Source organism: Cupriavidus sp. H39, from assembly GCF_050271075.1.
Classification (GTDB): Bacteria; Pseudomonadota; Gammaproteobacteria; order Burkholderiales; family Burkholderiaceae; genus Cupriavidus; species Cupriavidus necator_B.
In genome coordinates this window covers 2,261,124-2,287,819 of the sequence record NZ_CP189848.1, presented here as the reverse complement: position 1 = coordinate 2,287,819, position 26,696 = coordinate 2,261,124, and the positions used below count along the sequence as shown (strand labels likewise).

The 26,696-nt window shown below is 66.7% G+C and carries 26 protein-coding genes and 1 tRNA gene; 17 read left to right on the top strand and 10 right to left on the bottom strand.

Translation table 11 applies throughout. The features are described from left to right. The first annotated feature begins 47 nt into the window (after window positions 1-47). The 5 genes from aceB to ACOCMH_RS25920 all read left to right on the top strand — a co-directional run bounded on the left by aceB (window position 48) and on the right by ACOCMH_RS25920 (window position 4,686). The gene (aceB, locus tag ACOCMH_RS25940) at window positions 48-1,634 is read left to right on the top strand and encodes a malate synthase A (RefSeq protein ID WP_427309910.1); all 1,587 of its coding nucleotides are present in this window, start codon (window positions 48-50) and stop codon (window positions 1,632-1,634) included. A gap of 343 nt (window positions 1,635-1,977) precedes the next feature. Continuing rightward, on the top strand, window positions 1,978-2,535 hold the full coding sequence (gene phaP3 / locus ACOCMH_RS25935) for a TIGR01841 family phasin PhaP3 (protein WP_427309909.1): 558 nt from the start codon (window positions 1,978-1,980) through the stop codon (window positions 2,533-2,535). 263 nt (window positions 2,536-2,798) lie between these two features. Next, on the top strand, window positions 2,799-3,542 hold the full coding sequence (phbB, locus tag ACOCMH_RS25930) for an acetoacetyl-CoA reductase (RefSeq protein ID WP_427309907.1): 744 nt from the start codon (window positions 2,799-2,801) through the stop codon (window positions 3,540-3,542). A gap of 178 nt (window positions 3,543-3,720) precedes the next feature. Beyond that, window positions 3,721-4,149 carry a universal stress protein gene (locus ACOCMH_RS25925; RefSeq protein WP_427309905.1) on the top strand — a complete coding sequence of 143 codons (429 nt, stop codon included), beginning with the start codon at window positions 3,721-3,723 and terminating at the stop codon, window positions 4,147-4,149. Between the two features lie 72 nt (window positions 4,150-4,221). Further along, entirely contained in the window at window positions 4,222-4,686 is a 465-nt protein-coding gene (locus tag ACOCMH_RS25920) for a ferritin-like domain-containing protein (protein WP_427309903.1), read from the top strand. Between the two features lie 62 nt (window positions 4,687-4,748). Here ACOCMH_RS25920 and ACOCMH_RS25915 read toward each other — a convergent pair whose 3' ends face one another. Continuing rightward, entirely contained in the window at window positions 4,749-5,744 is a 996-nt protein-coding gene (locus ACOCMH_RS25915; protein WP_427309901.1) for a LacI family DNA-binding transcriptional regulator, read from the bottom strand. A 250-nt stretch (window positions 5,745-5,994) separates the two neighbouring features. Between ACOCMH_RS25915 and ACOCMH_RS25910 the strand changes: the two genes are divergently transcribed. Both ACOCMH_RS25910 and ACOCMH_RS25905 read left to right on the top strand, forming a co-directional pair. Continuing rightward, on the top strand, window positions 5,995-7,143 hold the full coding sequence (locus tag ACOCMH_RS25910) for an L-talarate/galactarate dehydratase (RefSeq protein WP_427309899.1): 1,149 nt from the start codon (window positions 5,995-5,997) through the stop codon (window positions 7,141-7,143). Between the two features lie 36 nt (window positions 7,144-7,179). Continuing rightward, window positions 7,180-8,136 carry a Bug family tripartite tricarboxylate transporter substrate binding protein gene (locus ACOCMH_RS25905; protein ID WP_427309897.1) on the top strand — a complete coding sequence of 319 codons (957 nt, stop codon included), beginning with the start codon at window positions 7,180-7,182 and terminating at the stop codon, window positions 8,134-8,136. A 19-nt stretch (window positions 8,137-8,155) separates the two neighbouring features. On the opposite strand, the gene ACOCMH_RS25900 is transcribed toward ACOCMH_RS25905, so the two are convergent. Further along, complete coding sequence (locus tag ACOCMH_RS25900) at window positions 8,156-8,674, bottom strand: hypothetical protein (RefSeq protein ID WP_427309895.1); 519 nt, start codon at window positions 8,672-8,674, stop codon at window positions 8,156-8,158. 89 nt (window positions 8,675-8,763) lie between these two features. Further along, entirely contained in the window at window positions 8,764-10,524 is a 1,761-nt protein-coding gene (locus tag ACOCMH_RS25895; protein WP_427309894.1) for an ABC transporter ATP-binding protein/permease, read from the bottom strand. A gap of 218 nt (window positions 10,525-10,742) precedes the next feature. Between ACOCMH_RS25895 and ACOCMH_RS25890 the strand changes: the two genes are divergently transcribed. Next, entirely contained in the window at window positions 10,743-11,660 is a 918-nt protein-coding gene (locus tag ACOCMH_RS25890) for a LysR family transcriptional regulator (RefSeq protein ID WP_427309892.1), read from the top strand. A 10-nt stretch (window positions 11,661-11,670) separates the two neighbouring features. Here ACOCMH_RS25890 and ACOCMH_RS25885 read toward each other — a convergent pair whose 3' ends face one another. Continuing rightward, complete coding sequence (locus ACOCMH_RS25885) at window positions 11,671-12,090, bottom strand: DUF1801 domain-containing protein (protein WP_427313369.1); 420 nt, start codon at window positions 12,088-12,090, stop codon at window positions 11,671-11,673. A 91-nt stretch (window positions 12,091-12,181) separates the two neighbouring features. On the opposite strand from ACOCMH_RS25885, the gene ACOCMH_RS25880 reads away from it, so the two are divergent. Further along, window positions 12,182-12,664 (top strand): DUF1801 domain-containing protein, encoded by a 483-nt coding sequence (locus tag ACOCMH_RS25880; RefSeq protein ID WP_427309891.1) that lies wholly within the window; start codon window positions 12,182-12,184, stop codon window positions 12,662-12,664. 53 nt (window positions 12,665-12,717) lie between these two features. On the opposite strand, the gene ACOCMH_RS25875 is transcribed toward ACOCMH_RS25880, so the two are convergent. From ACOCMH_RS25875 to ACOCMH_RS25860, 4 genes are all read right to left on the bottom strand, one after another. After that, window positions 12,718-14,274, bottom strand: a complete 1,557-nt coding sequence (locus ACOCMH_RS25875) for a serine hydrolase (RefSeq protein ID WP_427309889.1) — start codon at window positions 14,272-14,274, stop codon at window positions 12,718-12,720. Between the two features lie 291 nt (window positions 14,275-14,565). After that, window positions 14,566-14,652 (bottom strand) — tRNA-Leu (locus ACOCMH_RS25870). 91 nt (window positions 14,653-14,743) lie between these two features. Beyond that, entirely contained in the window at window positions 14,744-15,553 is an 810-nt protein-coding gene (locus ACOCMH_RS25865; RefSeq protein WP_427309887.1) for a MetQ/NlpA family ABC transporter substrate-binding protein, read from the bottom strand. Window positions 15,554-15,867: 314 nt separating this feature from the next. After that, window positions 15,868-16,275 (bottom strand): VOC family protein, encoded by a 408-nt coding sequence (locus ACOCMH_RS25860; RefSeq protein ID WP_427309885.1) that lies wholly within the window; start codon window positions 16,273-16,275, stop codon window positions 15,868-15,870. A 238-nt stretch (window positions 16,276-16,513) separates the two neighbouring features. Here ACOCMH_RS25860 and ACOCMH_RS25855 point away from each other — a divergent pair, with 238 nt between their 5' ends. Together ACOCMH_RS25855 and ACOCMH_RS25850 are read left to right on the top strand one after the other, a co-directional pair. After that, the gene (locus ACOCMH_RS25855; RefSeq protein WP_427313368.1) at window positions 16,514-16,984 is read left to right on the top strand and encodes an SRPBCC family protein; all 471 of its coding nucleotides are present in this window, start codon (window positions 16,514-16,516) and stop codon (window positions 16,982-16,984) included. Then, complete coding sequence (locus ACOCMH_RS25850; protein ID WP_427309883.1) at window positions 16,981-18,462, top strand: DHA2 family efflux MFS transporter permease subunit; 1,482 nt, start codon at window positions 16,981-16,983, stop codon at window positions 18,460-18,462. The genes ACOCMH_RS25855 and ACOCMH_RS25850 overlap by 4 nt, the downstream gene beginning before the upstream one ends. Window positions 18,463-18,482: 20 nt before the next feature. Here the strand turns inward: ACOCMH_RS25850 and ACOCMH_RS25845 are convergent, their stop codons facing one another. Continuing rightward, window positions 18,483-18,752 carry an acyl-CoA-binding protein gene (locus ACOCMH_RS25845; RefSeq protein WP_427309881.1) on the bottom strand — a complete coding sequence of 90 codons (270 nt, stop codon included), beginning with the start codon at window positions 18,750-18,752 and terminating at the stop codon, window positions 18,483-18,485. Between the two features lie 128 nt (window positions 18,753-18,880). On the opposite strand from ACOCMH_RS25845, the gene tsaB reads away from it, so the two are divergent. The 4 genes from tsaB to ACOCMH_RS25825 are packed head-to-tail and all read left to right on the top strand — an operon-like array spanning window position 18,881 to window position 22,164. Continuing rightward, window positions 18,881-19,636: a tRNA (adenosine(37)-N6)-threonylcarbamoyltransferase complex dimerization subunit type 1 TsaB gene (tsaB, locus tag ACOCMH_RS25840; protein ID WP_427309879.1), complete on the top strand. Its 756-nt coding sequence runs from the start codon at window positions 18,881-18,883 to the stop codon at window positions 19,634-19,636. Beyond that, on the top strand, window positions 19,633-20,193 hold the full coding sequence (rimI, locus tag ACOCMH_RS25835) for a ribosomal protein S18-alanine N-acetyltransferase (protein ID WP_171517216.1): 561 nt from the start codon (window positions 19,633-19,635) through the stop codon (window positions 20,191-20,193). The genes tsaB and rimI overlap by 4 nt, the downstream gene beginning before the upstream one ends. Continuing rightward, window positions 20,190-21,056, top strand: coding sequence for a uracil-DNA glycosylase (locus tag ACOCMH_RS25830; protein WP_427309877.1), 867 nt, complete (start codon window positions 20,190-20,192; stop codon window positions 21,054-21,056). The genes rimI and ACOCMH_RS25830 overlap by 4 nt, the downstream gene beginning before the upstream one ends. Next, the gene (locus ACOCMH_RS25825) at window positions 21,031-22,164 is read left to right on the top strand and encodes a DUF1853 family protein (protein ID WP_427309875.1); all 1,134 of its coding nucleotides are present in this window, start codon (window positions 21,031-21,033) and stop codon (window positions 22,162-22,164) included. Before ACOCMH_RS25830 ends, ACOCMH_RS25825 begins: the two co-directional genes overlap by 26 nt. A 42-nt stretch (window positions 22,165-22,206) precedes the next feature. Here ACOCMH_RS25825 and lplT read toward each other — a convergent pair whose 3' ends face one another. Then, entirely contained in the window at window positions 22,207-23,526 is a 1,320-nt protein-coding gene (gene lplT, locus ACOCMH_RS25820; protein WP_171517232.1) for a lysophospholipid transporter LplT, read from the bottom strand. Between the two features lie 567 nt (window positions 23,527-24,093). Here lplT and alr point away from each other — a divergent pair. After that, window positions 24,094-25,215 (top strand): alanine racemase, encoded by a 1,122-nt coding sequence (alr, locus tag ACOCMH_RS25815; protein WP_427309873.1) that lies wholly within the window; start codon window positions 24,094-24,096, stop codon window positions 25,213-25,215. A gap of 116 nt (window positions 25,216-25,331) precedes the next feature. Then, window positions 25,332-26,693 carry a DNA repair protein RadA gene (radA, locus tag ACOCMH_RS25810; RefSeq protein WP_427309871.1) on the top strand — a complete coding sequence of 454 codons (1,362 nt, stop codon included), beginning with the start codon at window positions 25,332-25,334 and terminating at the stop codon, window positions 26,691-26,693. Window positions 26,694-26,696 lie beyond the last annotated feature (3 nt).

Genomic DNA, 26,696 nt, shown 5'->3' with positions numbered 1-26,696 from the left:
GCGCCCCACAACCAACGCTATCGCTATCGTTTAACAGGAGAACACTGATGGCTATCACGCTGCCCGCGGGCATGAAGATTACCGGCGAAGTCCTGCCGGCCTACGAAGATATCCTCACGCCGGAAGCCCTGGCCCTGGTAGACAAGCTGCACCGCGCCTTCGAGCCGCGCCGTCAGGAACTGCTGGCCGCGCGCGTCGAGCGCGCCAAGCGCCTGGACGCCGGCGAGGTGCCCGACTTCCTGCCGGAAACCAAGAGCATCCGCGAAGGCGACTGGAAGGTTGCCCCGGTGCCCAAGGCGCTGGAATGCCGCCGCGTGGAAATCACCGGCCCGGTCGAAGCCAAGATGGTGATCAACGCCTTCAACTCGGGCGCTGACAGCTACATGACCGACTTCGAGGATTCCAACACCCCCAACTGGCACAACCAGATGCAGGGCCAGGTCAACCTGAAGGCCGCCGTGCGCCGCACGCTGAGCCTGGAATCCAAGGGCAAGCAATACAAGCTGAACGACAAGATCGCCACGCTGCAGGTGCGTCCGCGCGGCTGGCACCTGGACGAGAAGCACGTCACCATCGACGGCAAGCGCGTCTCGGGCGGCATCTTTGACTTTGCGCTGTTCCTGTTCCACAACGCCAAGGAACAGATCGCGCGCGGCGCCGGCCCGTTCTTCTACCTGCCGAAGATGGAAAGCCATCTGGAAGCGCGCCTGTGGAACGACATCTTCGTGATGGCGCAGAACGAAATCGGCCTGCCGCAGGGCACCATCAAGGCCACCGTGCTGATCGAAACGATCCTGGCGGCGTTCGAGATGGATGAAATCCTGTATGAGCTGCGCGAGCACAGCGCTGGCCTGAATGCCGGCCGCTGGGACTACATCTTCTCGTGCATCAAGAAGTTCAAGAACGACAAGGACTTCTGCCTGGCCGACCGCGCCAAGGTCACCATGACCGCACCGTTCATGCGCTCGTATGCGCTGCTGCTGCTCAAGACCTGCCACCACCGCGGCGCGCCCGCCATCGGCGGCATGAGCGCACTGATCCCGATCAAGAACGATCCGGAGAAGAACGCCATCGCCATGGAAGGCATCATCAGCGACAAGCGCCGCGACGCCACCGACGGCTATGACGGCGGCTGGGTGGCCCACCCGGGCCTGGTCGAGCCGGCCATGAAGGAATTCATGGCGGTGCTGGGCGACCAGCCGAACCAGTTCGGCAAGCAACGTCCGGACGTGCAAGTGAAGGGCGCCGACCTGCTGAACTTCCAGCCGGAAACGCCGATCACCGAGCATGGCCTGCGCATGAACATCAACGTCGGCATCCACTACCTGGGCGCCTGGCTGGCCGGCAATGGCTGCGTGCCGATCCACAACCTGATGGAAGATGCCGCCACCGCCGAGATCTCGCGCTCGCAGGTGTGGCAGTGGATCCGCTCGCCCAAGGGCAAGCTGGAAGACGGCACCAAGGTCACGGCCGAACTGGTGCGCAAGCTGATTCCGGAAGAGCTGGCCAAGGTCAAGCAACTGGTCGGCGGCGATACCAGCACGTACGACCGTGCCGCCGAAATTTTCGAGCAGATGTCGACGTCGGAGGACTTTGCCGAGTTCCTGACGCTGCCGCTGTACGAGGAAGTCTGAGCGCCAAGCCGGCGCCAGTGGTAAAGAAACCGCAGCTTTGGCTGCGGTTTTTTTTGCGTTGCCTTTCTACGGGGGCACGTTAAGCCGGCCTTACATCTGTCATGCAGTGCAGCAAGACAGCGTAAGTAGTTGTAACTTTAGTAACGCTTTCTGCACTTTTATTTGTCATTTCTTCAATACTTTTTGGGTTTATCCCTAGCGCTTGAATTAGAAGAAAGACTCTAGGATGCGTTCTCGATGGTGCGCTGCAAGATTCGCCGCGCGGGCCGGGCAGGGCTTGGCTCCGTGCTCGCGAGCCAGCGCTGGCGCGCCATCCCGTCCGATCCATCCACAGGAGATCTGCATGTCACCTTTTACGCCTGACCAGTTTGCTGCAGCGCAGAAGTCCAACCTGAGCCATTTGTTCGCGCTCACGAACACGGCGTTTGAAGGCTTCCAGAAGCTGACCGAGCTGAACCTGCAGGCCCTCAGGAGCACGCTTGTCGAAGGCCAGGAAAACGTCGAGGCAGTGCTGGCCGGCAAGGACTTGCGCGAAGTGTTCGCGGCCCAGGGCAACCTGGCCCAGCCGGCCGCCGAGAAGGCGGTAGCGTATGCGCGCCACGTCTACGAAATCGCCTCGAATACGCAAGCGGAGCTGAGCAAGGCCGTCGAGGCCCAGTACGCTCAGCACAATCGCAATATGCAGGTGTTCGTCGATAGCTTCGTGCAGAACGCGCCGGCCGGTTCGGAAGCGCTGACCGCGCTGCTGCAATCCGGCGTCGCCGCGGCCAGCACCACCTATCAATCGCTCCAGGACGCAGCCAAGCAGACCGCTGAAGTCGCCAAGGCCAACTTTGCCAGGAGCGCCGCAGCCGCGTCGGGCACGGCTGCCAACGCTTCGCCGCGCGCCGCCAAGGCGTAACGGCGCGACGCTGGCTCCGCAAGCGCCGCCAGCGCTAAACACAGATCGCAGGCGTGCAGGCCGGGACCCCCGCGTTTCCCGGCCTGCGGCACCGCGACACCCACCTTCCCGCCCAAACTGCGCACCGGGACCGGCATGGTCCGGCCCGGCATGGCCGCGCTTTGCCTGCGCCACGGCGGCGGGAGCTTTCCCGGAACTACCGGGGGAATGCTTTTTTCCTGCATGGCAGGGGTCTTTCAACTTACGACAACGACGCAATCAGCATGACAAAGAGAATCGCACTGGTAACAGGTGGCATGGGTGGACTGGGCGAAGCCATCAGCATCCGGCTGCACGACGCCGGCCATGCCGTGGTGGTGACCCACACGCCGGGCAATGCCAACGCGCAGGCCTGGCTCGCCGCGATGGCCGCCGGCGGCCGCGAGATGCGCGCCTATGCGGTCGACGTAGCCGACTATGACGCTTGCCAGGCCTGCGCGGCGCAGATCCTGGCCGACGTCGGCCACGTCGACATCCTGGTGAACAATGCCGGCATTACGCGCGACATGGCTTTCAAGAAGATGGACAAGCCGAACTGGGATGCAGTGATGCGCACCAACCTCGATTCGGTGTTCAACCTCACCAAGCCGCTTTGCGAAGGCATGGTCGAGCGCGGCTGGGGCCGCATCATCAATATCTCGTCGGTCAACGCCTCCAAGGGTGCGTTCGGCCAGACCAACTACGCCGCGGCCAAGGCCGGCATGCACGGCTTCACCAAATCGCTGGCGCTGGAAGTGGCGCGCAAGGGCGTGACGGTCAATACGGTTTCGCCGGGCTACCTGGCTACCAAGATGGTCAATGCCGTGCCCAAAGACATCATGGAGAGCAAGATCCTGCCGCAGATCCCGGTGGGCCGCGTCGGCAAGCCGGAGGAGGTGGCCGCGCTGATTGCCTACCTGTGCTCCGAGGACGCAGCCTATGTGACCGGTTCCAATATCGCCATCAACGGCGGGCAGCACATGCAGTAAGAGGGTCGGCACCGGCCTTTGCCTGCTCCCGGAAAGCCGTTTCCGGGAGCGGCACGGCGCAAGTGCCAGCCGCTGGTCATGGTTGCGTTGCTTCCGCAAGCCGGATTCTTGTCCATACTGAAGCTTGACCGGCGGACCGCCTCACCCCGCCAGGGACCACCGCGGACGGAGGGAAATCGTGTTCAAGCACATCTTGCTGGCCACCGACGGCTCAGAACTTTCAAGAATGGCAATGGAGGCGGCCATCGGCTTTGTCAAAGCCGGCGCCAGGCTGACCGCCTATACGTGCATGGAGGAATATCCCTACGTGGCGTCGGGCGATGCCGGCCATCCCAGGCGCAAGGCTTTCGAGGAGCAGGAAGCCGAGCGGGCGAGGGCCCGGCTTGAGGAGGTGGTCGCCGCGGCCAAGGCGGCAGGCGTGACCTGCGCCACGGACATGACGGCAACCGTTCCCTACAAGGGCATCATCGATGCCGCGGAGCGGCACGGGTGTGATGTGATCTTCATGGCGTCGCACGGCCGCAGGGGCCTGGACGCCTTGCTGGTGGGCAGCGAAACGCAGAAGGTGCTCACCCATTGCCGGGTGCCCGTACTGGTGTACCGCTGAAGGCGCGGGTGCGCAGCCCTTGCCGCCCCGGTGCGGGCGTGCCGTCGAACTGCATCCCACGGAGGTACTGCCATGACGGACATCGAACAGGATAAGGTCGTCGGCGTGCTCAACCAGATACTCGAGGCCGAGCTCGCCGGGGTGGTGCGCTACACGCACTATTCGTTCCTGATCTTTGGCTTCGGCCGCATTCCCATCGTGTCATGGCTGCGCGAGCAGGCCAGCGAGTCGCTGCTGCACGCGCACCAGGCGGGGGAATGGATTACCACCCTCGGCGCCTATCCTTCGCTGGGCATCGGCGAACTGCTGGACGCCCATACCACCGATATCGGCGCGATCCTGCGTGAATCGCTGGCCACGGAACAGCAGGCGCTCGCGCTGTACCGCGAACTGCTGGCCCTGGTCGAGGGCCGCTCCGTGGCGCTCGAAGAGTATGCGCGGCAATGCATCCAGCTGGAGGAACTGCATGCGGGCGAGGTCGAGAAAATGCTGCGCAAGCCCGGTGTCGCGGTAGCGGGGCCGGCAGGGAAGGGCTGACCAGCGCCAGCGCAGGCAAGGCTTTTCTCCCGCCACGGAACGGCAACGTTCCCCGCGATGCCTCAAGTCGATTCCCGTTCGATGATGCGAAAGCCGACGTCGATAACGGGCTGGGAAACGGCCTTGCCCTGGCAACGGTCGAGCAGCAGGCGCGCCGCCAGGGCGCCGATGGCGGCGCCATCCACGTGCACCGTCGTCAGCGACGGATTCAGGTGCGCCGCGAAATCGGCATCGCCGAAGCCACAGATGGCGAGATCCCCGGGAATGCGCAAGCCGCGCGCAAGCGCCTCGACCATGACGCCTTGCGCGAGCTGGTCGGAGCTGCAGTAGATGGCCCGGATGCGCGGATCCTGCTCCAGCAGCCTGGCCAGCGCCTGGCGTCCGAGAGCCAGGCTGCTCGGGGCCGGCACGACCACGGTCGGCACGTCATGCCCCACCGTCGAGACAAAGCCCTCGCGGCGCACGGAGGCGCGGTGATCGTCGCCGGTGGCAATGCCCAGGTGACGCCAGCCCTTGCCAAGGAAGTAGCCGGCAATGGAACTGCCGACTTTCACGTGCGAAAAGCCCACGCTCATGTCGACAGGGCGGTCACTGAGATCCCAGGTTTCGACCACCGGAATCCCCGCGCGGCGCAAGCGCTCGCGGGCGGCCTGCGAGTGGACCAGCCCGGTTACCACGATGCCGTCCGGGCGGCGGCTGATCATCGTGCCCAGCAAGGCTTCTTCCCGCGCGTGGTCATAGCCGGTCTGTCCCAGGATCAACTGGTAGCCGGCCGCGTCCAGCGCATCGGTCAGTGCCTTGACCGTGGGCAGGAACTGCGCCACCGCGATATTCGGCACCAGTGCGGCCACCATCAGGCTTCGCTTCGACTTCAGTCCGCCGGCGAGCAGGTTGGGGATGTAGCCGGTCGCGGCCACGGCTTGCTGCACCCGCGCGATGGTCTTCTCGGACACCATGCCGGGATTGCTGAGCGCGCGCGAGGCGGTGATCAGTGAGACACCGGCTTCGCGTGCCACGTCATGCAAGGTCACGGATTTCGGCAGGTTGGTATTCGTCATCCGGGGTTCTGGCTCAGGGTAAATCGCTAGGGTCAACATCGCTCGGAATCATTGACCGCTTAAAATGACAACGTTACCATCCGTTCATTCCCCCAAAGCAACCGTGGCATGATCGCCTGAACAGGCTCGGTAACGGCGGAATGACTTATGACGGATCGATTATATCAATCTTGCTCGTCGAAAAATGACAACGTTACCATGTGATGGGGCGGGACGCCGTCGAGACCCTTCTTTTCCTTCTGGATATGCCATGACAACTGCCAGTACCCCATCCGCCGATGCCATCGCCTGGATCCGGCTCTCGTCGTGTTACCTGCCGCTGGCCACACCGATCAGCGATGCCAAGGTGCTGACCGGCCGGCAGAAGCCGATGACCGAGGTCGCCATTCTCTTTGCCGAGATCCGGACCGCGCAGGGCCAGGAGGGCGTTGGCTTCAGCTACGCCAAGCGCGCCGGCGGTCCCGGGCAGTTCGCGCATGCCAGTGAAATTGCGCCGGCGTTGATCGGCGAGGACCCCAATGACATTGCCAGGCTGTGGGACAAGCTCTGCTGGGCCGGCGCGTCGGTGGGACGCAGCGGATTGTCGACCCAGGCGATCGGCGCCTTCGATGTGGCACTGTGGGACCTCAAGGCCCGGCGGGCCGGCCTGTCGCTGGCAAAGCTGCTGGGTGCCCACCGGGACGCCGTGCGCTGCTACAACACCTCCGGCGGCTTTCTGCACACGCCGCTGGACCAGTTGCGGGTCAATGCGGCGGCGTCGGTGGCGCGCGGCATCGGCGGCATCAAGCTGAAGGTAGGCCAGCCCGACGGGGCGCTCGACATCAGGCGGGTGGCCGCGGTGCGCGAGCACCTGGGGGATGCGGTGCCGCTGATGGTCGACGCCAACCAGCAGTGGGATCGCCCCACGGCGCAGCGCATGTGCCGCACCTTCGAATCGTTCAACCTGGTCTGGATCGAGGAGCCGCTCGACGCCTATGACCATGAAGGCCATGCCGCGCTCGCGACCCAGTTCGATACCCCGATCGCGACCGGCGAGATGCTGACCAGCGCGGCCGAACACTGGGACCTGATCCGCCACCGCGCCGCCGATTACCTGATGCCCGATGCGCCGCGGGTGGGCGGCATCACCCCGTTCCTCAAGGTTGCGGCGCTGGCCGAGCATGCGGGCCTGATGATCGCACCGCACTTCGCGATGGAGTTGCATGTGCATCTTGCCGCGGCCTATCCGCGCGAGCCGTGGGTGGAACATTTCGACTGGCTGGAGCCGCTGTTCAACGAGCGGCTGGAGATCCGCGACGGCCGGATCATCGTGCCGACCAGGCCGGGCCTGGGCCTGAGCATCAGCGAGCAGGCCCGCGCCTGGACGCGACACCAGGCCGAATTCGGCGATCGCGCCTGACCTACCCCGCCGTACCCAAGACAAAGGAGACAGAACATGAAAAAGCGGATTGCATCCGTGCTGCTGACCGTAGCCATGGCCGGCGCGCAGGCGGCGTGGCCCGAGAAGCCCGTCACGCTGGTGGTTCCCTTCCCGGCGGGCGGTTCGACCGACAATGTCGCGCGGATCCTGAGCGCAAAATTCCAGGCGCAATTCGGTGGCAGTTTCGTGGTCGACAACCGCCCGGGGGCGGCCGGCATGATCGGTGCGGCTGCCGTCAAACGCGCGCCGGCCGATGGCTATACCGTCTTCGTCTCGTCGCTGGGCCCGTTCGTGATTGGCCCGCATCTGTCGAAGAATGCGGGCTATGATCCGCTCAAGGATTTCGACTACATCAGTGTCGCGGTGCAGGCACCGAACGTGCTGGCGGTGCCGGCCAGTTCACGCTTCAAGACCCTGCAGGATGTCATCGCCTACGAAAAGGCCAATCCCGACAAGATGACGTTCGCGTCCGCGGGAAACGGCACCAGCGACCACCTCACCGCGGCATTGTTCTGGCAGCAAACCGGCACCACCGGCATCCACATCCCGTACAAGGGCGGCGCGCCGGCGATGAATGACCTGCTTGGCGGACAGGTCGACGCCACCTTCATGAACATCAATACCGCGGTCCCGCATATCCGGGCAGGCAAGCTGCGCGCGCTCGCGATTACGAGCACCAGGCGATCGCCGATCCTGCCCGACGTGCCAACCATGGACGAGTCCGGCATCAAGGGTGTGACGGTCTATTCCTGGCAAGCGGTGGCGGCGCCCAAAGGCCTTCCCGCGGATATCCGGGCGAAGCTGCATGCCGCCACCGTGGACGCGCTCAATGACGCGGCAGTCAAGGCGAAATTGCTCGATGTCGGTTTTGAGATCGTCGCCAATACGCCGGAACAGTTCACAGCGTTCCAGGCGTCGGAGTTCGCCCGGTGGAAAAAGGTCATCGAGGCGGGGAAGATCACGGCCGATTGACCTTGCCAGGCAGCGCTGCCTATTTGCTGCCGTCGCGCGCGTCCCCGCCGATCGCATCGACAATGATCATGGTGCGGTCGAGCACGCCACGTTCGTCAAAGTACGCGCTGAAGTGCGCCGGCTGATACGCGCCGGCGTAGAGCCGGTACGACCAGGCCTCGCGTTTCATCATCGGGTAGTACTCGACCGGCTCGCGCGGCTTGCCGAAGTGCTCGGCCACGTCCTGCTTGGTCCACACGCCTGGACGGGCGGCGTAGATTTCCTTCTCGGTGAGCATCTGCCGGAAGCTGGTCAGCTTGCCGCCGGCGTCGAAGTCGGCGGCGTAGACCTCGAAGCCCAACGGCTGCTTGGAATAGATCCAGCGGCTGGCGCCATTTGCCAGCGCATAGGTTTCGGACGGCGCGCCGAAGGTGTCGCGTACCGCGCTCTGCGGGCTGCCGAGCATCTTCTGCGCGGTTTGCACGGGCTGCAGGGTGGCGCAGGCGCACAGCAGGGCTGCCGCGGTGGCGGCCAGCCAGACGGACAGGTGATGGCGCATGGTCGATCTCCGGTAAGCGCGTCGCATGGGAATCCTTTCAGCATAGCGCAACGCCTGCGGGGCGCGTGCTGGCGCTTGCATCCCGGCCATCACCAGCCAAACCGATAATCCCTTGCCGGATGCAGCCGCCACGTGCCGTCGCCGGGCAGTTCCAGCACCTGGTGGTGATACTTCAGCAGCGTGGGCCGGTGGCTGACGCTGACCAGCGTGGCCTGCAAGCCGTCCAGCAACTGGTACAGGGCTTCTTCGTTGCTGATGTCGAGAGCACTGGTGGCCTCGTCCAGCATCACATAGCGCGGCCTGGCCAGCAGCACGCGCGCGATGGTCAGCCGCTGCTGCTCGCCAAGGGACAGCACCTTGCTCCAGTCCACTTCCGTGTCCAGCCCGCCGAAGCGGCCGGCGATGTCGCGCAGGTTGACGGTATCCAGCAACCGCAGCAGCTCGTCGTCTGGGATCTGCCGGCCAATGTGGTTGGGGTAGAGCAGCTGGCTGCGCAGGCTGCCGACCACCATGTACGGATGCTGCGGCAGAAACAGCATGTCCTGGGGAACCGGCCGCAGGATGCGGCCCGTGCCGCTGTTCCACAGCCCCGCGATGGCGCGCATCAGCGAACTCTTGCCGCCGCCGCTGGCGCCGACGATCAGCAGGCCTTGGCCCGGGTCGATCGACACGCTGAGGTCCGTGACCAGCGTGCGCTCCTGGTTGGGGGTCTGCAGCGTGACATGCTCCAGCGCTAGCCGCGCCTCCTGGCGGGATTCTATGGTGTCTGTCGCGCGCGGCCCGCCCGCCTTTTTCCCGGTCAGCGTGCTGGAGAACGTATCCAGCCGGTCCAGCCCGGCCACGAACCGGCTCAGGTCTTCAAAGTTGTCGACGATTACGGTCAGCGCATTCAGCACGGCGGCGAAGGCGCCCGCGGCGCGGATGGCGCTGCCGACTTCGAGCTCGCCGTCCAGCACGCGCGCGGCCACGATGGCGCTGGGCAGCAGGATAGTCAGGAAGCCATAGCCATACTGGAACATGTTCAGCCCCAGCTGCCACTTGATGAGCCGGTCGAAGTTCTGGAAGGCCTTGCCGAAGCGGCCACGGACATGGGCGGACTCTTGCGGCTCGCCGCGATAGAACGCAATCGATTCGGCGTTTTCGCGCACCCGGATCAGGCTGAAGCGGAAATCGGCCTCGCGCTTGAGCTGGTAGAAGTTCAGGCCGATCAGCACGCGCCCGAAGAACACGATCGAGACAAAGGTGCCGGCGATGGCGTAGACCACCAGGAAATAGACCAGCTCCCTCGAGATCAGCCACAGCACCGCGCTGAACGCAATCAGCTGCAGCAGCGCGCCGATGCCGATCGACAGGAAGAACAGCGACTGCCGCGTGAACGTGTTGATATCCTCGGAGATGCGCTGGTCCGGATTGTCGATGGCAGGATCCGCATTGAGCTTGTAGAAAATGCGGTTCTTGAAATATCCATCCAGGTAATGATGGGTCATCCAGCGCCGCCACAGCAGGCCCAGCTTGTTGCGGATGTAGTAGTAGACCGCGTAGACGGGGATGGCGACGATCAGGATATACAGGCAGCTGCGGATCGAGGCCCAGAAACGGTCGGCGTCGCGCGCCGCCAGCGCCGAGGTGAATTCGCCGGTCTGCTCGTTGATCAGCACCTCCGCCTGGGTCTGGCCCAGCAGCAGCAGGACCAGCACCAGCAGCAGGCCGGCGGCCTTCCAGCGGTCCTGCGAGACCCAGTAAGGTTTGGCGATCACCCAATAGCGGGTCCAGACGTGCCGGGTCGACGTGGCGGGGCCTTTGCCTGGGGGCGGAGTGCTGTCGGCCACCTGCTCGGGCACGGCGCTCATGATCCACCTCCGGGGTGCTGAGCAGATTTCATTATCGTCACATTGCGGCGCCGGCCCGATCGCGAGCGCGGCGCGGCGGAAAATGACTATTGAAATATAGGCCAGCAAAATCAATGCCTGGCGGTTTTGCTCGCGCCCAAAGCCGCTGTGGCTTGACGCAGGGTGCGAAGCTGATTCCAATCCCGGGTGACCGTTTTCCTATCACAGGCCGCCCCCGCATGGACCGCTTCGACGCGCTGCAACTCTTCACCCGGATCGTGGAACTGGGCTCTTTTACCCGTGCCGCCAGCGCGCTGGATATGCCGCGCGCCACGGCCACGCATGCGATCAAGGAACTCGAGGCGCGCGTCGGTGCCCGGCTGCTGGAGCGCACCACGCGGCAGGTGCGTCCGACGCTGGACGGGCAGGCCTTCTATGAGCGCGGCAAGCGCGTGCTGCAAGCGCTGGAAGACGCCGAAACCTCGCTCAGCACCCAGGTGGCCGACCCGCGCGGCACGCTGCGGCTGGACCTGCACGGCACGCATGCCACGCTGATCATCCTGCCGCGCATCGGCGAGTTCCGCGCGCGCTACCCGCATATCGACCTGGTGGTCAGCAGCGGCGACCGCCTGGTCGACCTGATCGGAGAGGGCATCGATTGCGTGGTGCGCGCCGGCCGGCCGCGCGATTCGTCGCTGGTGGCCAGGCGCCTGGCGGATATGCCCGAGGTGCTGTGCGCCAGCCCCGCCTACCTGGCGGCGCACGGCACGCCGCGGCATCCGTCCGAGCTGGCCGATCATGTCGGCGTGGGCTTCTTTTCGCGCAACCATGACAACCGCTATCCGTTCACGCTGACCGTCGATGGCGAGGTGCGGGCGTTCAGGGCCAGCGGCTGGATTTCAGTAAGCGATGCCGAGTGCTATACCAGTGCGGCGCTGGCCGGCTGCGGCCTGATCCAGGTGCCGCGCTTCCGCGTCGACGCGCATCTGCGCGCGGGGCGGCTGGTGCCGGTGCTGGAAGCCTGGCCCTGCCCGGATCTGCCGGTGTCGGCGCTGTACCCGTTCCACCGGCAGCTGGCGCCGCGCGTGCGGGTGTTTGTCGACTGGGTGGCGGGGATCTATGCGGAACGGTTCGGGCCGCCGCGGGCCGCCGGCTGAGCCCCCGGCGTTATGCGTTGTCTTGCTGGCTGGCTTTCGCCCGCTTCGGCGCCGGCGCCTTTTTCTTTGACTTGTCCTGGTTGAAGGCGATGGCGGCGCGGACCAGGTTCTTCAACGCGCCTGCGTCGATCTTGTCGCCCTCGGCCAGGTCGATCGCCCGCCATTTGTTGCCGCCCAGGCCGGCGTTGAAGAGGCGGTCCGGATCGGGCAGGCTGGCCCCGTTGGTAAAGGTGATTTTCACCTTGCCCTTGTGCGCGTTGGCGACGGCAATCATGCCATCGCGCGACCATACCGGGCTGCCCATCCATTTCCATTCCTCGACGATGCCGCGGTCGGCCGCGAGGATGGTCTTGCGCAGCGTGGCCAGGGTCTGGCCGCGCCAGTCGGTCAATCCCGCGATCAGCTGGTCGATCTGTTCAGACGGATTCATCGATGCTCGTTCCTCAAGGTTCTGGCTGGCCGGCTTATCATAGCCGCGGAGCGAGGTCTCGCCGCCGCCCGTCAACCAGCGGAGTTCAGCCATGGCCCACAGCACGCCCAGGACCCCGGCAAGGGGGGCACGCAAGGCCCCGCAGAAAGCCGTCAGCCGGCCTGCCACCGGCAAGCCGGTGCTGCTGGCAGGCGGCAATCCGCAGATTCCGAAAGGCGATGGCAACGCGCCGGTGCAAGCCTACCTGGCGGCGCTGCCGGGCTGGAAGCAGGACGCAGGCCGCCGCCTTGACGCACTGGTCGAGCGCAACGTGCCCGATGTGAGCAAGGCGGTGCGCTGGAACTCGCCGTTCTATGGCAGGGCGGGGCAGGGCTGGTTTCTCAGCTTCCATTGCATGACAAGATACATCAAGGTGGCGTTTTTCCGCGGCATGTCGCTGGACCCGGTGCCGCCGGTCGAGTCCAGGGACAAGGACACACGCTATTTCCATATCCACGAGGGCGAGGCCTTCGACGAGGCCCTGGTGGCGCACTGGATCAGGCAGGCCGCGACGCTGCCGGGATGGAAGCCTTAGCCAGCCGCGCGCCGCGCGGCCAGCGTGGCCCGGTGTTCTTTCCCCCGAACGGGCTAGCGGACGAAGATGCCCAGTCCTTCGTGGTCGTAAAACTCCAGCCACACGCGGTCGCTGGAAAATGCGGCCTGCGAGATCGTGCCCGGCATGGCGTTTTCATTGTCAAGCGTGAAGGTGAACACATCGCCGTCCCAGTGGCTCAGCGGCACCACCAGCGGCGCGCCGCCCAGCGTCATCACCAGCGTGCCGCCCTGGTCGACGACCTGCAGCGGACCGTAGTAATCGTTGCGGTAGATGCCGGTGTAGGCCGACAGCGCGCGCGCCGGCAGGGGATTGGCCGGGCGCGGTTGCCCCACCAGCCGGCCTTCCGGCGCCAGCAGCGACGCCAGCGCATCGCCGTAGAGCTTGCCCCAGTCGCGGCGGATGGCGCCGTACTGCACCAGGTCGAAGAACTGTGCGTTCAGGGCTTCCGGCACGCCGATGGGCTGGCCGTTGGTCAGCGTCACGATGGCCAGGTTGACTTCCGGCACCGCCGTGAAGCTGGTGGCGGTGCCCACGGCGAAGGCGCCTGAGTGGCTAAGCGAGGTCAGGCCCAGTTCGGTCGTGCCGACGTTGAAGCCATAGCCATAGTAGCCGGCAGGGCGGCCCCCGGCGGGCGGATTGCTCTGCATCTGCGGGCTTAGCGCCGGCGCCAGCGCGGCGGCGTCGACCACCCTTTGTCCCGCGAACTCGCCTTTGCCGAGCACCATCGCCAGCCATTTCGCCATGTCGTTCACCGACGCACTGACGCCGCCCGCGGGCGATTGCGCATCCGGCATCCGGCCCGCCCCCTGCACCCAGTCGCCGTTGACCCGGACATGGCCCACCGCGCGGTTGTCGCGCGCGGCAAAGTCGGCGTAACGCGAACTGGTGCGCGTCATGCCCAGCGGCTGGTAGAGCGCCTGTTCCGACAGCGTGGCCCAGTCGATGCCCGCCGCGGCGGCAACGGCTTCGGCGGCGGCGGTCATGCCGAAGTTGGTGTACGCGTAGACCGCGCGGAACGGATGCAGCGGCAGGAAGCGCAGGCGTGTCAGCACTTGCTGGCGGTCATAGCCCATGTCCTCGAGGCGGTCGCCGGCGTGGTCCGGCAGACCGGAACGGTGGCAGTAAAGATCGCCAATGGTGACCGCCGCTGAGGCCTCGGCATCGGCAAGCGCGAACCATGGCAGGTGCGTGCGCACCGGCGTATCCCAGCCGATGCCGCCGCGGCCGACCTGTCGGGCCACCACGGTGGCGCCGAGGGACTTCGACACCGAGGCCAGTTGGAACACGGTATCGGCATCGACCGGCGCGGGGTCGGTCACCAGCCGGCGCCCGAAGCCTTTGGCGTAAACGGTCTGATTGCCGCGCACCACCGCGACCGCCATGCCGGGCACGCGGGAGCTTGCCATCAGGTCTGCCGCGAGCTTGTCGAGCTGGGCGATGGCCTGGGTGATCTGTGCCGGGGGAACCGGCTCGGGCGGCGTGGGCGTGGGCGGTTTGTCGTCGCCGCCGCCGCATGCCGGCAGCGCAGGAACAAGCAGGCCGCCCACCGCGGCTCCCAGAAAACGGCGACGCTCTTGCAGTTTGCCCACGGTGGTTCTCCGTTGTGAAGAAGCAGGCGGTGGCACGGCGACGCCGTGGCCTGGATAGGAGTACTGTATGCGATCGCTAGGGAGACGTCCGACAAAGCAAAAGGCCCGCACTTGCGTGCGGGCCTTTTGCCTGTAACTCTGGTGCCCAGGAGAGGGCTCGGTCACGCAAGCGCGACCCCGGCTGCGCTTGCAAGCGCAGCCCTTCTCGTCCTCGCGAAAAGCGCTCAAGCGCTTTTCTTCCTGTGCGGAAATGAAAAAAGGGTCTGCGTGCGCAGACCCTTTTTAGTATTGTGGTGCCCAGGAGAGGACTCGAACCTCCACAGTGTTGCCACCGCTAGGACCTGAACCTAGTGCGTCTACCAATTCCGCCACCTGGGCAGGTGGTGAGCCGCGAATTCTACCGAAGGCGACGGAATTTGCAAGCCCCTGCGCGGGCGCCGTGTGAAAAACCCTGGCGACCGCCAGGCAATCAGAACGAGGGGACCATTGCGCCCTTGTACTGCGCCTTCATGAACTGGCGTACGTCTTCGGACTGGTACGCCGCCACCAGCTTCTTGACCCACGGCTTGTCCTTGTCCTGGGTGCGCACCACGATGATGTTGGCGTACGGGCTGTGGATGTCTTCCAGCGCGATGGCGTCCTTGGTCGGCTGCAAGCCGGCGGCCAGCGCGTAGTTGGTGTTGATCACGGCGGCGCCGACATCGGGCAGTGCGCGGGCCAGCTGCGCCGCGTCCAGTTCCACGATCTTCAGCTTCTTCGGGTTCTCGGCCACGTCCAGCGGCGTGGCATTGGAACCGTTGGTGCCGGCGCCAGCCTTCAGCTTGATCACGCCTTGCGCCTGCAGCAACAGCAGCGCGCGGTTTTCATTGGACGGATCGTTGGGCACCGCCACCTTGGCGCCCTGCGGCAGGTCCTTGGGCGACTTCAGGTTCTTCGCGTAGACCCCCAGCGGCGAAATATAGGTGTAGCCCACGCTCTGCATCTTGTAGCCGCGCTGCTTCACCTGGCTGTCCAGGTACGGCTGGTGCTGGAAGCTGTTGGCGTCGAGGTCGCCGGCGTCGAGCGCGGCGTTGGGCTGCACGTAGTCGTTGAACTCGACCACCTTCACGTTCAGGCCATTGCGCTTGGCCACCTTCTGCACCACCTGCCAGACCTCGGCGTCCGGCCCGCTGACCGTGCCGACACGAATGGTCTGGTCCTGGGCCGAGGCACTGCCGGCGGCGATAAAACCCAAGGCGGACACGGTTGCCGCCAGACGCTTGATGAAAGACGTGCGCATAAGAGTGGTGAAGAGCTTGTGGTGATGTGGCAAGTGAGAGGCTAGCGCAGGGCAGGGAGCACCTGTCCGGAGCGAAGGCACAGATTAACGCAATTGCGTCAGAACGGCGCGATGCAGACGATTCTGGCGTCTATTTATTTTTCATAAGCTTATGAATCCAAGCCATGCGGGCATGCCGGCATTAAATGCTTTTTAACATCGCGGGCATCCATGAAACAGGCAGGCACGACGCCGCATGGAAATGGGACATCACGGTGGCGCCGGCAACAGGCGAATCTTCCGAACACGCCTGCCCCGGCGCAGCGGCGATCGGCTCAGTCGGCCACCGCCCCGTATCCCTGGCCCTTCCACTCGATAAAACACAGCCCGTGACCGAACGGGTCCGACAGCGTCGCCTGCCGGCCCCAGGCGAACTCCTGTGGCCAGTCCTCGATCTCCGCGCCGGCCTCGAGGGCGCGCTCGATGGCTGGCTCCAGGTCAGCGACGACGAAATCGAGGTGCACCGGGGTCCAGTGGCGACGATAATCCCGCCGGGTTTCGGCGCGCGTGGTCGGGCGTGTGCCGGCGGGCTTGGCGAGCAGGTAGATCGGGGTATTGCCGCCCAGCATTTCGGCGACGGTGCCGTCGAACAGCTTGCGGTTGAGCCGCAAGCCGAGCCCTTGCGTGTAGAAGTCGATGCCGCGCGACAGCTCGTCGACATCGATATTGATCAGCAACTCCATCACAGCCTCCTGCGGCGTTCCGTGTGAAAGCGGCCGCATTGTGCGCCGGGTCTCCTGACACCTGCTGTCAGGAGTGATGTTTCAGCCGGGCGCGGCGCTTGCGCAGGGCTCAAGTCGCCGCGGCGTTAAGCCGATCAGAAAGGCAGGGGCGCAATCATGTTGCAGCGCGCCGACAAAAAGGCCTCGCGAATACGCCGAGACTTCATAATATCGACTTACCGCAAATGGGAGAGTGAAGTTGCGTTTTGAGCACTTGGTTGAGATCAATGATCCGGGCAACCCGCAGCTGGAACCGCTGTCGGCCGAGCAGGTGTGGCAGGGCCTGGTGCTGCGCGCCGAGTCTCCCGAGCTGTTCGTGCTGGGCCTGGACCGCGCCGAGGTGGTGGGGCGCGGCGACAACTGGATCGATCGCGTGCTGCATTTCGGCGAAGCGTCGATCGAGGACCACGTGGTCTACGAGCCGCGCCGGCGGGTGCGCTATGAAACCGCGGCGACGGCCGAGCATGCCGGCGGCACGCTGACCATGGCGATCGAGACCCCGGGGCCGGGCGCGCTGCTGCTGCGCTTTATCTACGACACCACCATGCCGGCAGTCGATGCCAGCGGCGATGACCGCTACGCCGAGATCGTCAAGTCGGCCTACCACGCGGCCGACATCGACACCGTCCGCAAGATCCGCGAGATCGCCGACACCGGGCGGCTGGGGTGAGCGAGGGCCCCGCCACGCCGGAAGGTTCCGGCCAGCAGTCGGGCCTGCCGACCCGGCAGGTGCTGCGTGCGCGTTACGGCGAGCGGCTGCGCTGGCTGGTGCTGGCGACGCTGATGCTGGGCACGATCTCGTCGATCGTCTCGTCCACCATCGTCAATGTGGCCATTCCGGACCTGAGCCGGCATTTCGCGCTGGGACAGGAGCGCGCGCAATGGGTCGCCGCCAGCTTCATGATCGCGATGACGATGTCGATGCTGCTGACGCCCTGGCTGCTGAACCGCTACGGGCTGCGGCGCACCTTCCTGGGCGCGTCGCTGCTGCTGGGCGCGGGCGGGCTGGTGGGCGGCTTTTCGCCGACCTACGGCGTGATGATCGCCATGCGCGTCGCCGAGGGCGTTGCCGCGGGCATCATGCAGCCGCTGCCCAATATCCTGATCCTGCGGGTGTTCGAAGAGCGCGAGCAGGGCAAGGCGATCAGCATGTTCGGCTTCGGCGTGGTGCTGGCACCGGCGCTGGGGCCCAGCCTGGGCGGCTTCCTGGTCGAGGCCTTTGGCTGGCGCTCGATCTTCTTCGTGGTGGTGCCGCTGACGCTGCTCGCGGTGCTGATGGCGCGCCGCTTCATGGCGGTGGATTCGATCATGATGGGCGAGCGCCAGCCGCTGGACTGGCGCGGGCTGGGCCTGGCCGGCATCGCCACGGTGAGCCTGCTCAACGGCGTGGTGGAGATGCGCGAGAGCGTGCCCGCGGGCCTGGCGCTGTCGGGCTTCGGCGTGCTGATGCTGGCGGCATTCGTGATGTGGCAGCTGCGCGCGGCGTATCCGCTGATGAATATGCGGCTCTACAGCTACCGGCAGTTCGCGGCGGGGGCGGTGGTGGCCTTCATCTATGGCGCGGGCCTGTTCGGCTCGACCTACCTGTTGCCGGTCTATATGCAGATGGCACTGGAATACACGCCGTCGCGCGCGGGCCTGGTGCTGTTCCCGGCGGGCGTGGTGCTGGCGCTGACGATTGCGCTGGCGGGGCGCTTCACGCACCGGATCCCGCCGCATATCCAGGTGTCGTTCGGGCTGGCGCTGCTGTCGCTGTCGTTCCTGCTGATGGCGCTAGGCTCGCGCGCGACGCCGTACCTGGTGCTGGTGGCGCTGGCGGTGCTGGGGCGGATCGGCCTGGGCTGCATCCTGCCATCGCTGACGCTGGGTGCGATGCGCGGCGTGGACTTCACGCTGATCGCACAGGGTTCGAGCTGCATCAACTTCCTGCGGCAGCTGGGCGGGGCCATCGGCGTGAGCCTGGCGGGCGTGGGGTTGCAGTGGCGCCTGGCCGAGCATGGCGCGTTGCTGGGCCAGGCCGGCGACACTGTAGTCCAGGCGGCGCGCATCCGCGCCTTCGACGAAACCTTCCTGGCGGTGGGCGTGGTGATTGCCAGCGCGATGCTGGCGGCCTGGCGGATCCGCCCGCGCCCGGTGCCGGCGGCCTGAGGCCACCGGCCCGCCACCGTTCAGCTGGCCGCGCCGCTGCGCAGTTCCTCCACCAGCGTGATGTATTGCTCCATCGCCTGTTCGCGCGCGGTGCCGCGCAGCGCTTCCCACGCTTCAAACTTGTAGCGGCCGACAAAATCGGTCATGCCGGGCTTGTCGCCGTGGGCGTCGCCTTCGCTGCCTTGCTTGAACAGGGCGTACAGGCGCAGCAGGGACATATTGCTGGGGCGCTCGCTCAGTTGCTTGACGTCGATCTGGGCCTGTTCGAAGCGTGCCTGCAGGTCGCTCATGGGATTCCTCCGTGTGGACTGTCTGGATTGCGAAAATGCAGCCCGATGATAGCCGTCCCGCACGGCCGCGCCGTCCGTATAAAACCGAAGAAGCCCTCGATTCCGGGCCCAACGGATACAATCGCGCCATGTCCTGGATTCTTGCTGTTGAAACTTCTACGGAGTGGTGCTCGGTCGCGCTCGGACGCGCGGCAGGCGCCGGCATCGAGTGCCTGGTGCGCCATGAGCACACCGGCGCACGCTCGTCGGGGCGCGTGCTGCCGGCCGCCGGGGAATTGCTGGCCGAGGCCGGCATCGCGCTGGCCGATTGCGCGGCCATTGCCTTTGGGGCCGGCCCGGGCTCGTTCACCGGCCTGCGCACCGCCTGCGGCGTGGCGCAGGGGCTGGCGTTCGGCGCCGGGCTGCCGGTGGTGCCGGTCAATACCCTGATGACCTGTGCCGAGCGCGCCCGCGCCGCCACGCCGGCGCTGCCGGACGATACCGCGGTGCTGGTGGCGCTCGATGCGCGCATGGATGAGGCCTATGCCGCGTCGTTCCGCTGGGACGCCGCCGCGCAGGAGTGGACGGCAATCACGCCGATGCAGGTCAGCGCGCCGGAAACCGTGGCGTTGCCCGATGGCGCGTTCTGGCTGGCCGGCAATGCGTCGACGGTGTTCGGCGAGCGGCTGGCCGGCTTGGCCCGCGCCGCCCACGTGCTGCCCGAGGCGATGCCCCATGCGCAGCCGATGGTAGCCATCGCGCTGCGCGCGCTGGCGCGCGGCGAGGCCATCGACGCCGACCAGGCCATGCCGCTCTACCTGCGCGACAAGGTCGCGCAGACCATCGCCGAACGCGAAGCCGTCGCGGCGGCGCGCACCGCGGCCCAGCCGGGGAAGGCATCGTGAGCGCCGCCTATCCCCTCGAAGACCGCCATGACTGGCCCGCGGTACCGGCGATGCCAGTGCTGCCGGACGGCTGGTCGCTGGGGCGCATGACTGCGCTGGACCTGCAAGCGGTAGCAGGCATCGAGGCCCGCGCCTACAGCCACCCCTGGACCCGCGGCAACTTCGAGAACTCGGTCAAGTCCGGGCATCTGGGGCTGACGCTGCGCGATCCGGCGGGCACGCTGGTGGCCTACGCCGTGCTGATGCCGGTGGTCGATGAAATGCACCTGCTCAATATCACCGTCGAACCGCAGCGCCAGCGCCAGGGGTTGGGGCGGCTGATGCTCGCGGTGGTGCTGGCGACCTCGCACGCGCACCGCATCCACACCATGCTGCTGGAAGTGCGGCCCTCCAATACCGGCGCGATCGCGCTGTACCAGGCGGCCGGGTTTGCCGAGATCGGGCGCCGCAAGGGCTATTACCCGGCGCCCGGCGGCAAGCGCGAAGACGCGCTGGTGCTGCGCCGCGCCTGGCCGGCGCAGGATGCCGCCAATGAAGGCACGGAGGGGCAGGCATGAACCGCCGTGCGCAGTTCCTCGAGGTGCTGGGGATCGCCACCGAATGGGTCCCGCGCGAGCGCAACGACGCACCGGCAGAGGCGGTGCCCGCCATGGCCACGGCGCCGGTCGCGCAGGCGCCTGCAGCCGTAACGGCTGCTCCGGTGGCACCGGTTGCGGCGGTGATTGCCGATGTCGCGGAGCCCGTGTCGGCGCGCGCGATGCAGCCTCAAGCCCCGGCCCCCGCCATACCTTCGCTGGTTCCCGCCGGGCCGGCGCCGGGCTCGGTGCAGGCCGACCGCGAAGCCGCCATCGCCACCATGGACTGGGCGGCGCTGGGTGCCGCCGTGGCCGGCTGCACCGCCTGCGGGCTGTGCCAGACCCGCACCCATACCGTCTTCGGCGTGGGTGACCGCCAGGCGGAATGGATGCTGGTCGGCGAAGCCCCCGGCGAGAACGAAGACCTGCAGGGCGAGCCGTTCGTCGGCCAGGCCGGCAAGCTGCTCGACAACATGCTTGGCGCGCTCGGGCTGGCGCGCGGGCGCAATGTGTTCATCGCCAACGTGCTCAAGTGCCGCCCGCCCGGCAACCGCAACCCGGAGCCTGAAGAGGTGGCGCAGTGCGAGCCCTTCCTGCGCCGGCAGATTGCGCTGGTCAGGCCCCGCGTGATCGTGGTGCTGGGCCGCTTCGCGGCGCAGACATTGCTGCGCACCACCACGCCCATCGGCAAGCTGCGCGGCACCGTGCATGCGTACGAAGGCATCCCCGTGGTGGTGACCTACCACCCCGCCTATCTGCTGCGCACCCTGACCGACAAGGCGCGCGCCTGGGAAGACTTGTGCCTGGCCCGGGAGGTCCATGACCGTGCGGGAGCTGGGGCCTGATCTTTCCCTGACCCGCGGCGGCGACGGCCCTGGGCCGTCGGGCGCGCCGCTGTGGCGCCGTGCCGCGTCGGCACGCGCGCGCGACCTGGCCTGGACCACGCTGTCGCCGCCGCTGCTGGGCGTGGTGCCAGGCGCCGCGCTGGCGCGCTGGCCGGCCGGCACCCGCGAGGCCTGGCAGCACTGGCTCGAAGGCGCCGATCCCGCCACGCTGCCCGCCACCATCGACGAACTGGCCGACGGCCACGCCGCGTTCCCCGCCGATGCCGACCACGACCCCGCCAACCGCAGCCTGCGCCTGGGCCGGCATGCCGAGCGGCTGCTGCATTTTGCCTTGCGGCATATGCAGGGGCTGTCGCTGCTGGCGGCCAACGTGCCGGTGCGGCGTGCCGGCAAGCACGGCGTGCGCACGCTGGGCGAACTGGATTTCGTCTGGCGCGACCTGGCCTCGGGCGCGGTGGTCCACTGGGAGATGGCGGCCAAGTTCTACCTGATGGCGGCGGGCGGCCACCAACCGCCGCGGGCGCAGGATTTCGTCGGCCCGAACCTGGTCGACCGCCTCGGCGACAAGCTCGGCCATATCGTGCATCGCCAGCTGCCGCTGGGACATACCGCCGAGGCGCGGGCCGCGCTGGGCCATACCGTGGACCGCAGCGAGGTCTACCTGCTGGGCTGGCTGTTCTATCGCGACGGCCAGGTGCCGGCCGGGCTGGAGACACTGGGCATTGCACCGGACCACTTGCACGGCTGGTGGTCCACGCTCGATACCTGGGCCGCGCGCGCCGCTGCACGCCCGGGCATGCGCTGGTGCCGCCTGCCGCGTACCGGGTGGCTGTCGGGGGCGCTGGTGCCCGATTCCGGCACGGCCGACGCCGGCGCGCTGCAAGCAATGCTGGCGCAGCGCTTTGCCGATCCGCGCCATGACCACGGCTGGCGCCGCGAGTCGCCGGTGATGCTGTGCGAACTGGAACCGGCCGGCCCGCAGGCGCCGGGCTGGTGGCGCGAATGCTCGCGCGGGTTCGTGGTACCGCCGGGGTGGCAGGAGCGCGCGCTGGCGCGCACCGGGGAACCGCCGCGGGCCGGGCCGCAAGGCGGGCAGGACGACGCCTGAGCTGGCCTTGCCGCCGCTGGCGCGGGCCGCGTCGCGACGGTGTTAGTGGTGCTTGTCCTCGCCGATCATCGCCAGCGAGTTGAAGGTGCGTACGTTGTACTTGTGCAGCTTGAGCACCAGCGCCATGGTCACGCAGATAAACAGGCCCAGCGCAATGATGACCACGCCGATCGGCACGTTCAGCTTGATCAGCAGCGCGTACAGGCACAGCATCAGCAGCACCGAGACGTTCTCATTGAAGTTCTGCACCGCGATCGAGTGCCCGGCCGACAGCAGCACATGGCCGCGGTGCTGCAGCAGCGCGTTCATCGGCACCACGAAATAGCCCGACATGGCGCCCACCAGCATCAGGAACACGTAGGCGATGGCCATGTACAGCGGCATGTGCAGGCCCAGCACGTCGAGCGTGACCTGCGGCATCGCGTCCTTGGTGTAGAACGCCATCAGCATCACGGTGGCGCCCATTGCCACGCCGAAGGGCAGCACCGACAGCGATTTGCGCAGCGGAATGCGCGCCGCCGCCAGGATTGCGCCGACCGCCACGCCCACGGCCACCACGGCTTGCAGCAACGCACCCTGGGACAGGTTCAGCCCCAGGGATTTCTCGGCCCACTTCAGCACGATGAACTGCAGCGTCGCGCCCACGCCCCAGAACAGGGTGGTCACCGCCAGCGAGATCTGGCCCAGCTTGTCGCGCCACAGCCCCAGGAAGCAGTCGCCGAACTCGGCGATCAGCTTGATCGGGTTCTTTTCCTGCGCCGGATAGCGGGCACCGGTGTCGGGAATGAACACGTTGAAGACGGAAGCGATCACGTAGAACAGCATGATCACCACCATCGCGGCCTCGGCCGGGGTGTCGATGCCGGTATTGATAAACGGCACGTCCAGGCGCAGCAGCAGGCTCGAGACATGCACCGAGATCAGCGCACCTCCCACCACCGTGCCCAGGATGATAGAACCCACCGTCAGGCCCTCGATCCAGCCGTTGGCCAGCACCAGCTTTTCAGGGGGCAGCAGCTCGGTCAGGATGCCGTACTTGGCGGGCGAATACGCCGCCGCACCGAAGCCGACTACGCCGTAGGCCAGCAGCGGATGCAGCCCGAACATCATGATGGCGCAGCCGACCACCTTGATGGCGTTGGTGATGAGCATCACCCGCCCCTTGGGCATCGAATCGGCGAAGGCGCCGACGAAGGCGGCAAGAATGACGTAGGAGAGAACGAAGAACAGCTTGAGCAGCGGGGTCATCCACTGCGGGGAATGCAATTCGGTGAGAAGGGCGATGGCGGCGATCAGTAAGGCATTGTCGGCCAGCGAGGAAAAAAACTGCGCGGCCATGATGGTGTAAAAACCCTTCTTCATGCTGTCGACTTTCTCTCCATCGCGCGCTCCATTCAGGTTGGCCAGGCTGGTGCCGGCCGCAGAGGCCATGGTTTGCAAGGAACCTTGTGCCGCGGCCGTGTCGAATTGTGTCGTAGGTGCTGCGCTGCGGCGCCGTGAGGCCTGCCTGACAGTCATTGACATAATGCTTCGCTTTTAGAACATGGCCGGAGCGTCCGGCTTTATATCACGAAAACATGACATTCCCGAACCCCGGCAACGGCTCTTTTTGACAGCAAATTGCCCTGCCGATTCCCCGATGACCCCCGGCAACCGCATCCGGATGTGTTCAAATAACGGCTGCCACCGCGGCCCGCCGGACCGGTCTTTCCCTGATCCGGTGTGCGCCCGGCAAGATATGGTGACTGGGATACCTGAGGGTGCCAATTGCGGGCATCCCGCATATCAGTCGCCGCAACGTGCTGCGGCACACCGACAGGTGACGTTTGCGCCATCGATACTGAGACAGAGCCGTCCCTCCAGCCTGTGCCATGCGTGTTTGCCGCCCCGCGCCGCTGCCGGCCTGTCCGCTACCCTGATGTGACCTCCATGCCAAGACCGATCCAAGCCGTCATCCACCAACCCGCACTGGCCAACAATCTCGACGTGATCCGCCGCAAGGCATCCCACTCTCGCGTCTGGGCGGTGGTCAAGGCCAACGCCTACGGCCATGGCATCCGCCGCGTCTTTGCCGCGCTGCGCGGTGCCGACGGCTTCGGCCTGCTGGACCTGAATGAAGCCGTGCTGCTGCGCGACCTCGGCTGGCAGGGCCCGATCCTGCTGCTGGAGGGCTTCTTCCAGCCCCAGGACATTGCCTTGATCGAGCAATACCGGCTGACCACCGCGATCCACTGCGACGAGCAGCTGCGCATGCTTGAGAGCGCGCGCCCGAAGGGCCCGCTGGCGATCCAGCTCAAGCTCAATACCGGCATGAACCGGCTCGGCTTCCATCCGGCGGCATATCGCACGGCCTGGGAGCGGGCGCGCGCCATGCCCTGCGTGGGCAGCATCGTCCATATGACGCATTTTTCCGATGCGGATGGCCCGCGCGGCATCGCCCACCAGGTGGAGGCGTTCGACGCCGCCACGGCCAACCTGCCGGGCGAGGCCAGCCTGGCGAATTCCGCCGCGGTGCTGTGGCACCCGCAGGCGCACCGCGCGTGGGTGCGCCCCGGCATCATCCTGTACGGCGCCTCGCCCACCGGGCGCGATGCCGATCTTGCCGGCACCGGACTGCAGCCGGCCATGTCGTTGCACAGCGAGCTGATCTCGGTGCAGGACCTGCAGCCGGGCGATACCGTCGGCTATGGCTCCCTGTTCACCGCGGAGCGGCCGATGCGCATCGGCGTGGTGGCGTGCGGCTATGCCGACGGCTACCCGCGCCATGCGTCGGGCTGGGGCGAGCAGCGCGCCCCGGTGCTGGTCGACGGGGTGCGCACCGAGCTGGTCGGGCGCGTGTCGATGGACATGCTGTGCGTGGACCTGACGCCATGCCCGAAGGCCCGCGTCGGCAGCCCCGTCACGCTGTGGGGCCAGGGCCTGCCGATCGACGAAGTGGCGCAGGCCAGCGGCACGGTCGGCTACGAGCTGATGTGCGCGCTGGCGCCGCGCGTGCCGACCACGGTGGCGACCATTACGGCATCGGACAGCGCCGCGCCCGTGGTGGCCTGATCCGCGGCGCGGGTGCGGGCCCAGGCCGGCCCGGTTACGATCTGCGGGCATCCCCGCCACCTTCCGCGGGCCGGGTCAATTTGGACCCGGCTCGTTTCATTATGCAAGGACCTCCGTTGGCCAAGAGCAAGACTGTCTATACCTGTACCGAATGCGGCGGCACCACGCCGCGCTGGGCCGGCCAGTGCCCGCATTGCCAGCAGTGGAACACGCTGGTGGAGACCGTGGCGGAATCCGCGGCCAACAAGCGCTTCCAGCCGCTGGCGGCGTCGGCCACGGTGCGCAAGCTGGCGGAGATCGAGGCGGCCGACGTGCCGCGCTTTTCCAGCGGCATCGATGAATTCGACCGGGTACTGGGCGGCGGCCTGGTGTCGGGCGGGGTGGTGCTGATTGGCGGCGATCCCGGTATCGGCAAGTCCACGCTGCTGCTGCAGGCGCTGGCCAACCTGGCCGGACAGCGCCGCGTGCTCTATGTCAGCGGCGAGGAATCGGGCGCGCAGATCGCGCTGCGCGCGCAGCGCCTGGGCGTGGAAAGCCCGTCGCTGGGGCTGCTGGCGGAAATCCAGCTGGAGAAGATCCAGGCCACGCTGGAAGTGGAAAAGCCCGAAGTGGCGGTGATCGATTCGATCCAGACCCTGTATTCCGAGGCGCTGACCTCGGCGCCCGGGTCGGTGGCGCAGGTGCGCGAATGCGCGGCGCAGCTGACGCGCATTGCCAAGAGCAGCGGCATCACCATCATCCTGGTCGGCCACGTGACCAAGGAGGGCAGCCTGGCGGGCCCGCGCGTGCTGGAGCATATCGTCGACACGGTGCTGTATTTCGAGGGCGATACCCATTCGTCGCACCGGCTGATCCGCGCCTTCAAGAACCGCTTCGGCGCGGTCAACGAGCTGGGCGTTTTTGCGATGACCGAGCGCGGCCTGCGCGGCATCAGCAATCCGTCCGCGCTGTTCCTGTCGCACCATGAAGAGACCGTGCCGGGCTCGTGCGTGCTGGTGACGCAGGAAGGCACGCGGCCGCTGCTGGTCGAGATCCAGGCGCTGGTCGATACCGCCCACGTGCCCAATCCGCGCCGGCTGGCGGTGGGGCTGGAGCAGAACCGGCTGGCCTTGCTGCTGGCGGTGCTGCACCGGCACGCGGGCGTTGCCTGCTTCGACCAGGACGTGTTCCTGAATGCGGTGGGCGGGGTCAAGATCACCGAACCCGCCGCCGACCTGGCGGTGCTGCTGTCGATCCACTCGTCGATGCGCAACAAGCCGCTGCCGCGCGGCCTGGTGGTGTTCGGCGAAGTGGGCCTGGCGGGCGAAATCCGGCCCAGCCCGCGCGGGCAGGAACGCCTGAAGGAAGCGGCCAAGCTGGGCTTTACGCTGGCCGTGATCCCCAAGGCCAACGCGCCCAAGCAGAAGATCGACGGGCTCGAGGTGATCGCGGTGGAGCGCATCGAGCAGGCCATCGACCGCGTGCGGCATCTGGAGTGAGCC

Coding starts and splice junctions, on each gene's coding strand:
- aceB (WP_427309910.1), top strand. CDS start 48: ATGGCTATCACGCTGCCCGCGGGCATGAAGATTACCGGCGAAGTCCTG.
- phaP3 (WP_427309909.1), top strand. CDS start 1,978: ATGTCACCTTTTACGCCTGACCAGTTTGCTGCAGCGCAGAAGTCCAAC.
- phbB (WP_427309907.1), top strand. CDS start 2,799: ATGACAAAGAGAATCGCACTGGTAACAGGTGGCATGGGTGGACTGGGC.
- ACOCMH_RS25920 (WP_427309903.1), top strand. CDS start 4,222: ATGACGGACATCGAACAGGATAAGGTCGTCGGCGTGCTCAACCAGATA.
- ACOCMH_RS25915 (WP_427309901.1), bottom strand. CDS start 5,744: ATGACGAATACCAACCTGCCGAAATCCGTGACCTTGCATGACGTGGCA.
- ACOCMH_RS25910 (WP_427309899.1), top strand. CDS start 5,995: ATGACAACTGCCAGTACCCCATCCGCCGATGCCATCGCCTGGATCCGG.
- ACOCMH_RS25905 (WP_427309897.1), top strand. CDS start 7,180: ATGAAAAAGCGGATTGCATCCGTGCTGCTGACCGTAGCCATGGCCGGC.
- ACOCMH_RS25900 (WP_427309895.1), bottom strand. CDS start 8,674: ATGCGCCATCACCTGTCCGTCTGGCTGGCCGCCACCGCGGCAGCCCTG.
- ACOCMH_RS25895 (WP_427309894.1), bottom strand. CDS start 10,524: ATGAGCGCCGTGCCCGAGCAGGTGGCCGACAGCACTCCGCCCCCAGGC.
- ACOCMH_RS25890 (WP_427309892.1), top strand. CDS start 10,743: ATGGACCGCTTCGACGCGCTGCAACTCTTCACCCGGATCGTGGAACTG.
- ACOCMH_RS25885 (WP_427313369.1), bottom strand. CDS start 12,090: ATGAATCCGTCTGAACAGATCGACCAGCTGATCGCGGGATTGACCGAC.
- ACOCMH_RS25880 (WP_427309891.1), top strand. CDS start 12,182: ATGGCCCACAGCACGCCCAGGACCCCGGCAAGGGGGGCACGCAAGGCC.
- ACOCMH_RS25865 (WP_427309887.1), bottom strand. CDS start 15,553: ATGCGCACGTCTTTCATCAAGCGTCTGGCGGCAACCGTGTCCGCCTTG.
- ACOCMH_RS25860 (WP_427309885.1), bottom strand. CDS start 16,275: ATGGAGTTGCTGATCAATATCGATGTCGACGAGCTGTCGCGCGGCATC.
- ACOCMH_RS25845 (WP_427309881.1), bottom strand. CDS start 18,752: ATGAGCGACCTGCAGGCACGCTTCGAACAGGCCCAGATCGACGTCAAG.
- tsaB (WP_427309879.1), top strand. CDS start 18,881: ATGTCCTGGATTCTTGCTGTTGAAACTTCTACGGAGTGGTGCTCGGTC.
- ACOCMH_RS25830 (WP_427309877.1), top strand. CDS start 20,190: ATGAACCGCCGTGCGCAGTTCCTCGAGGTGCTGGGGATCGCCACCGAA.
- ACOCMH_RS25825 (WP_427309875.1), top strand. CDS start 21,031: ATGACCGTGCGGGAGCTGGGGCCTGATCTTTCCCTGACCCGCGGCGGC.
- lplT (WP_171517232.1), bottom strand. CDS start 23,526: ATGAAGAAGGGTTTTTACACCATCATGGCCGCGCAGTTTTTTTCCTCG.
- alr (WP_427309873.1), top strand. CDS start 24,094: ATGCCAAGACCGATCCAAGCCGTCATCCACCAACCCGCACTGGCCAAC.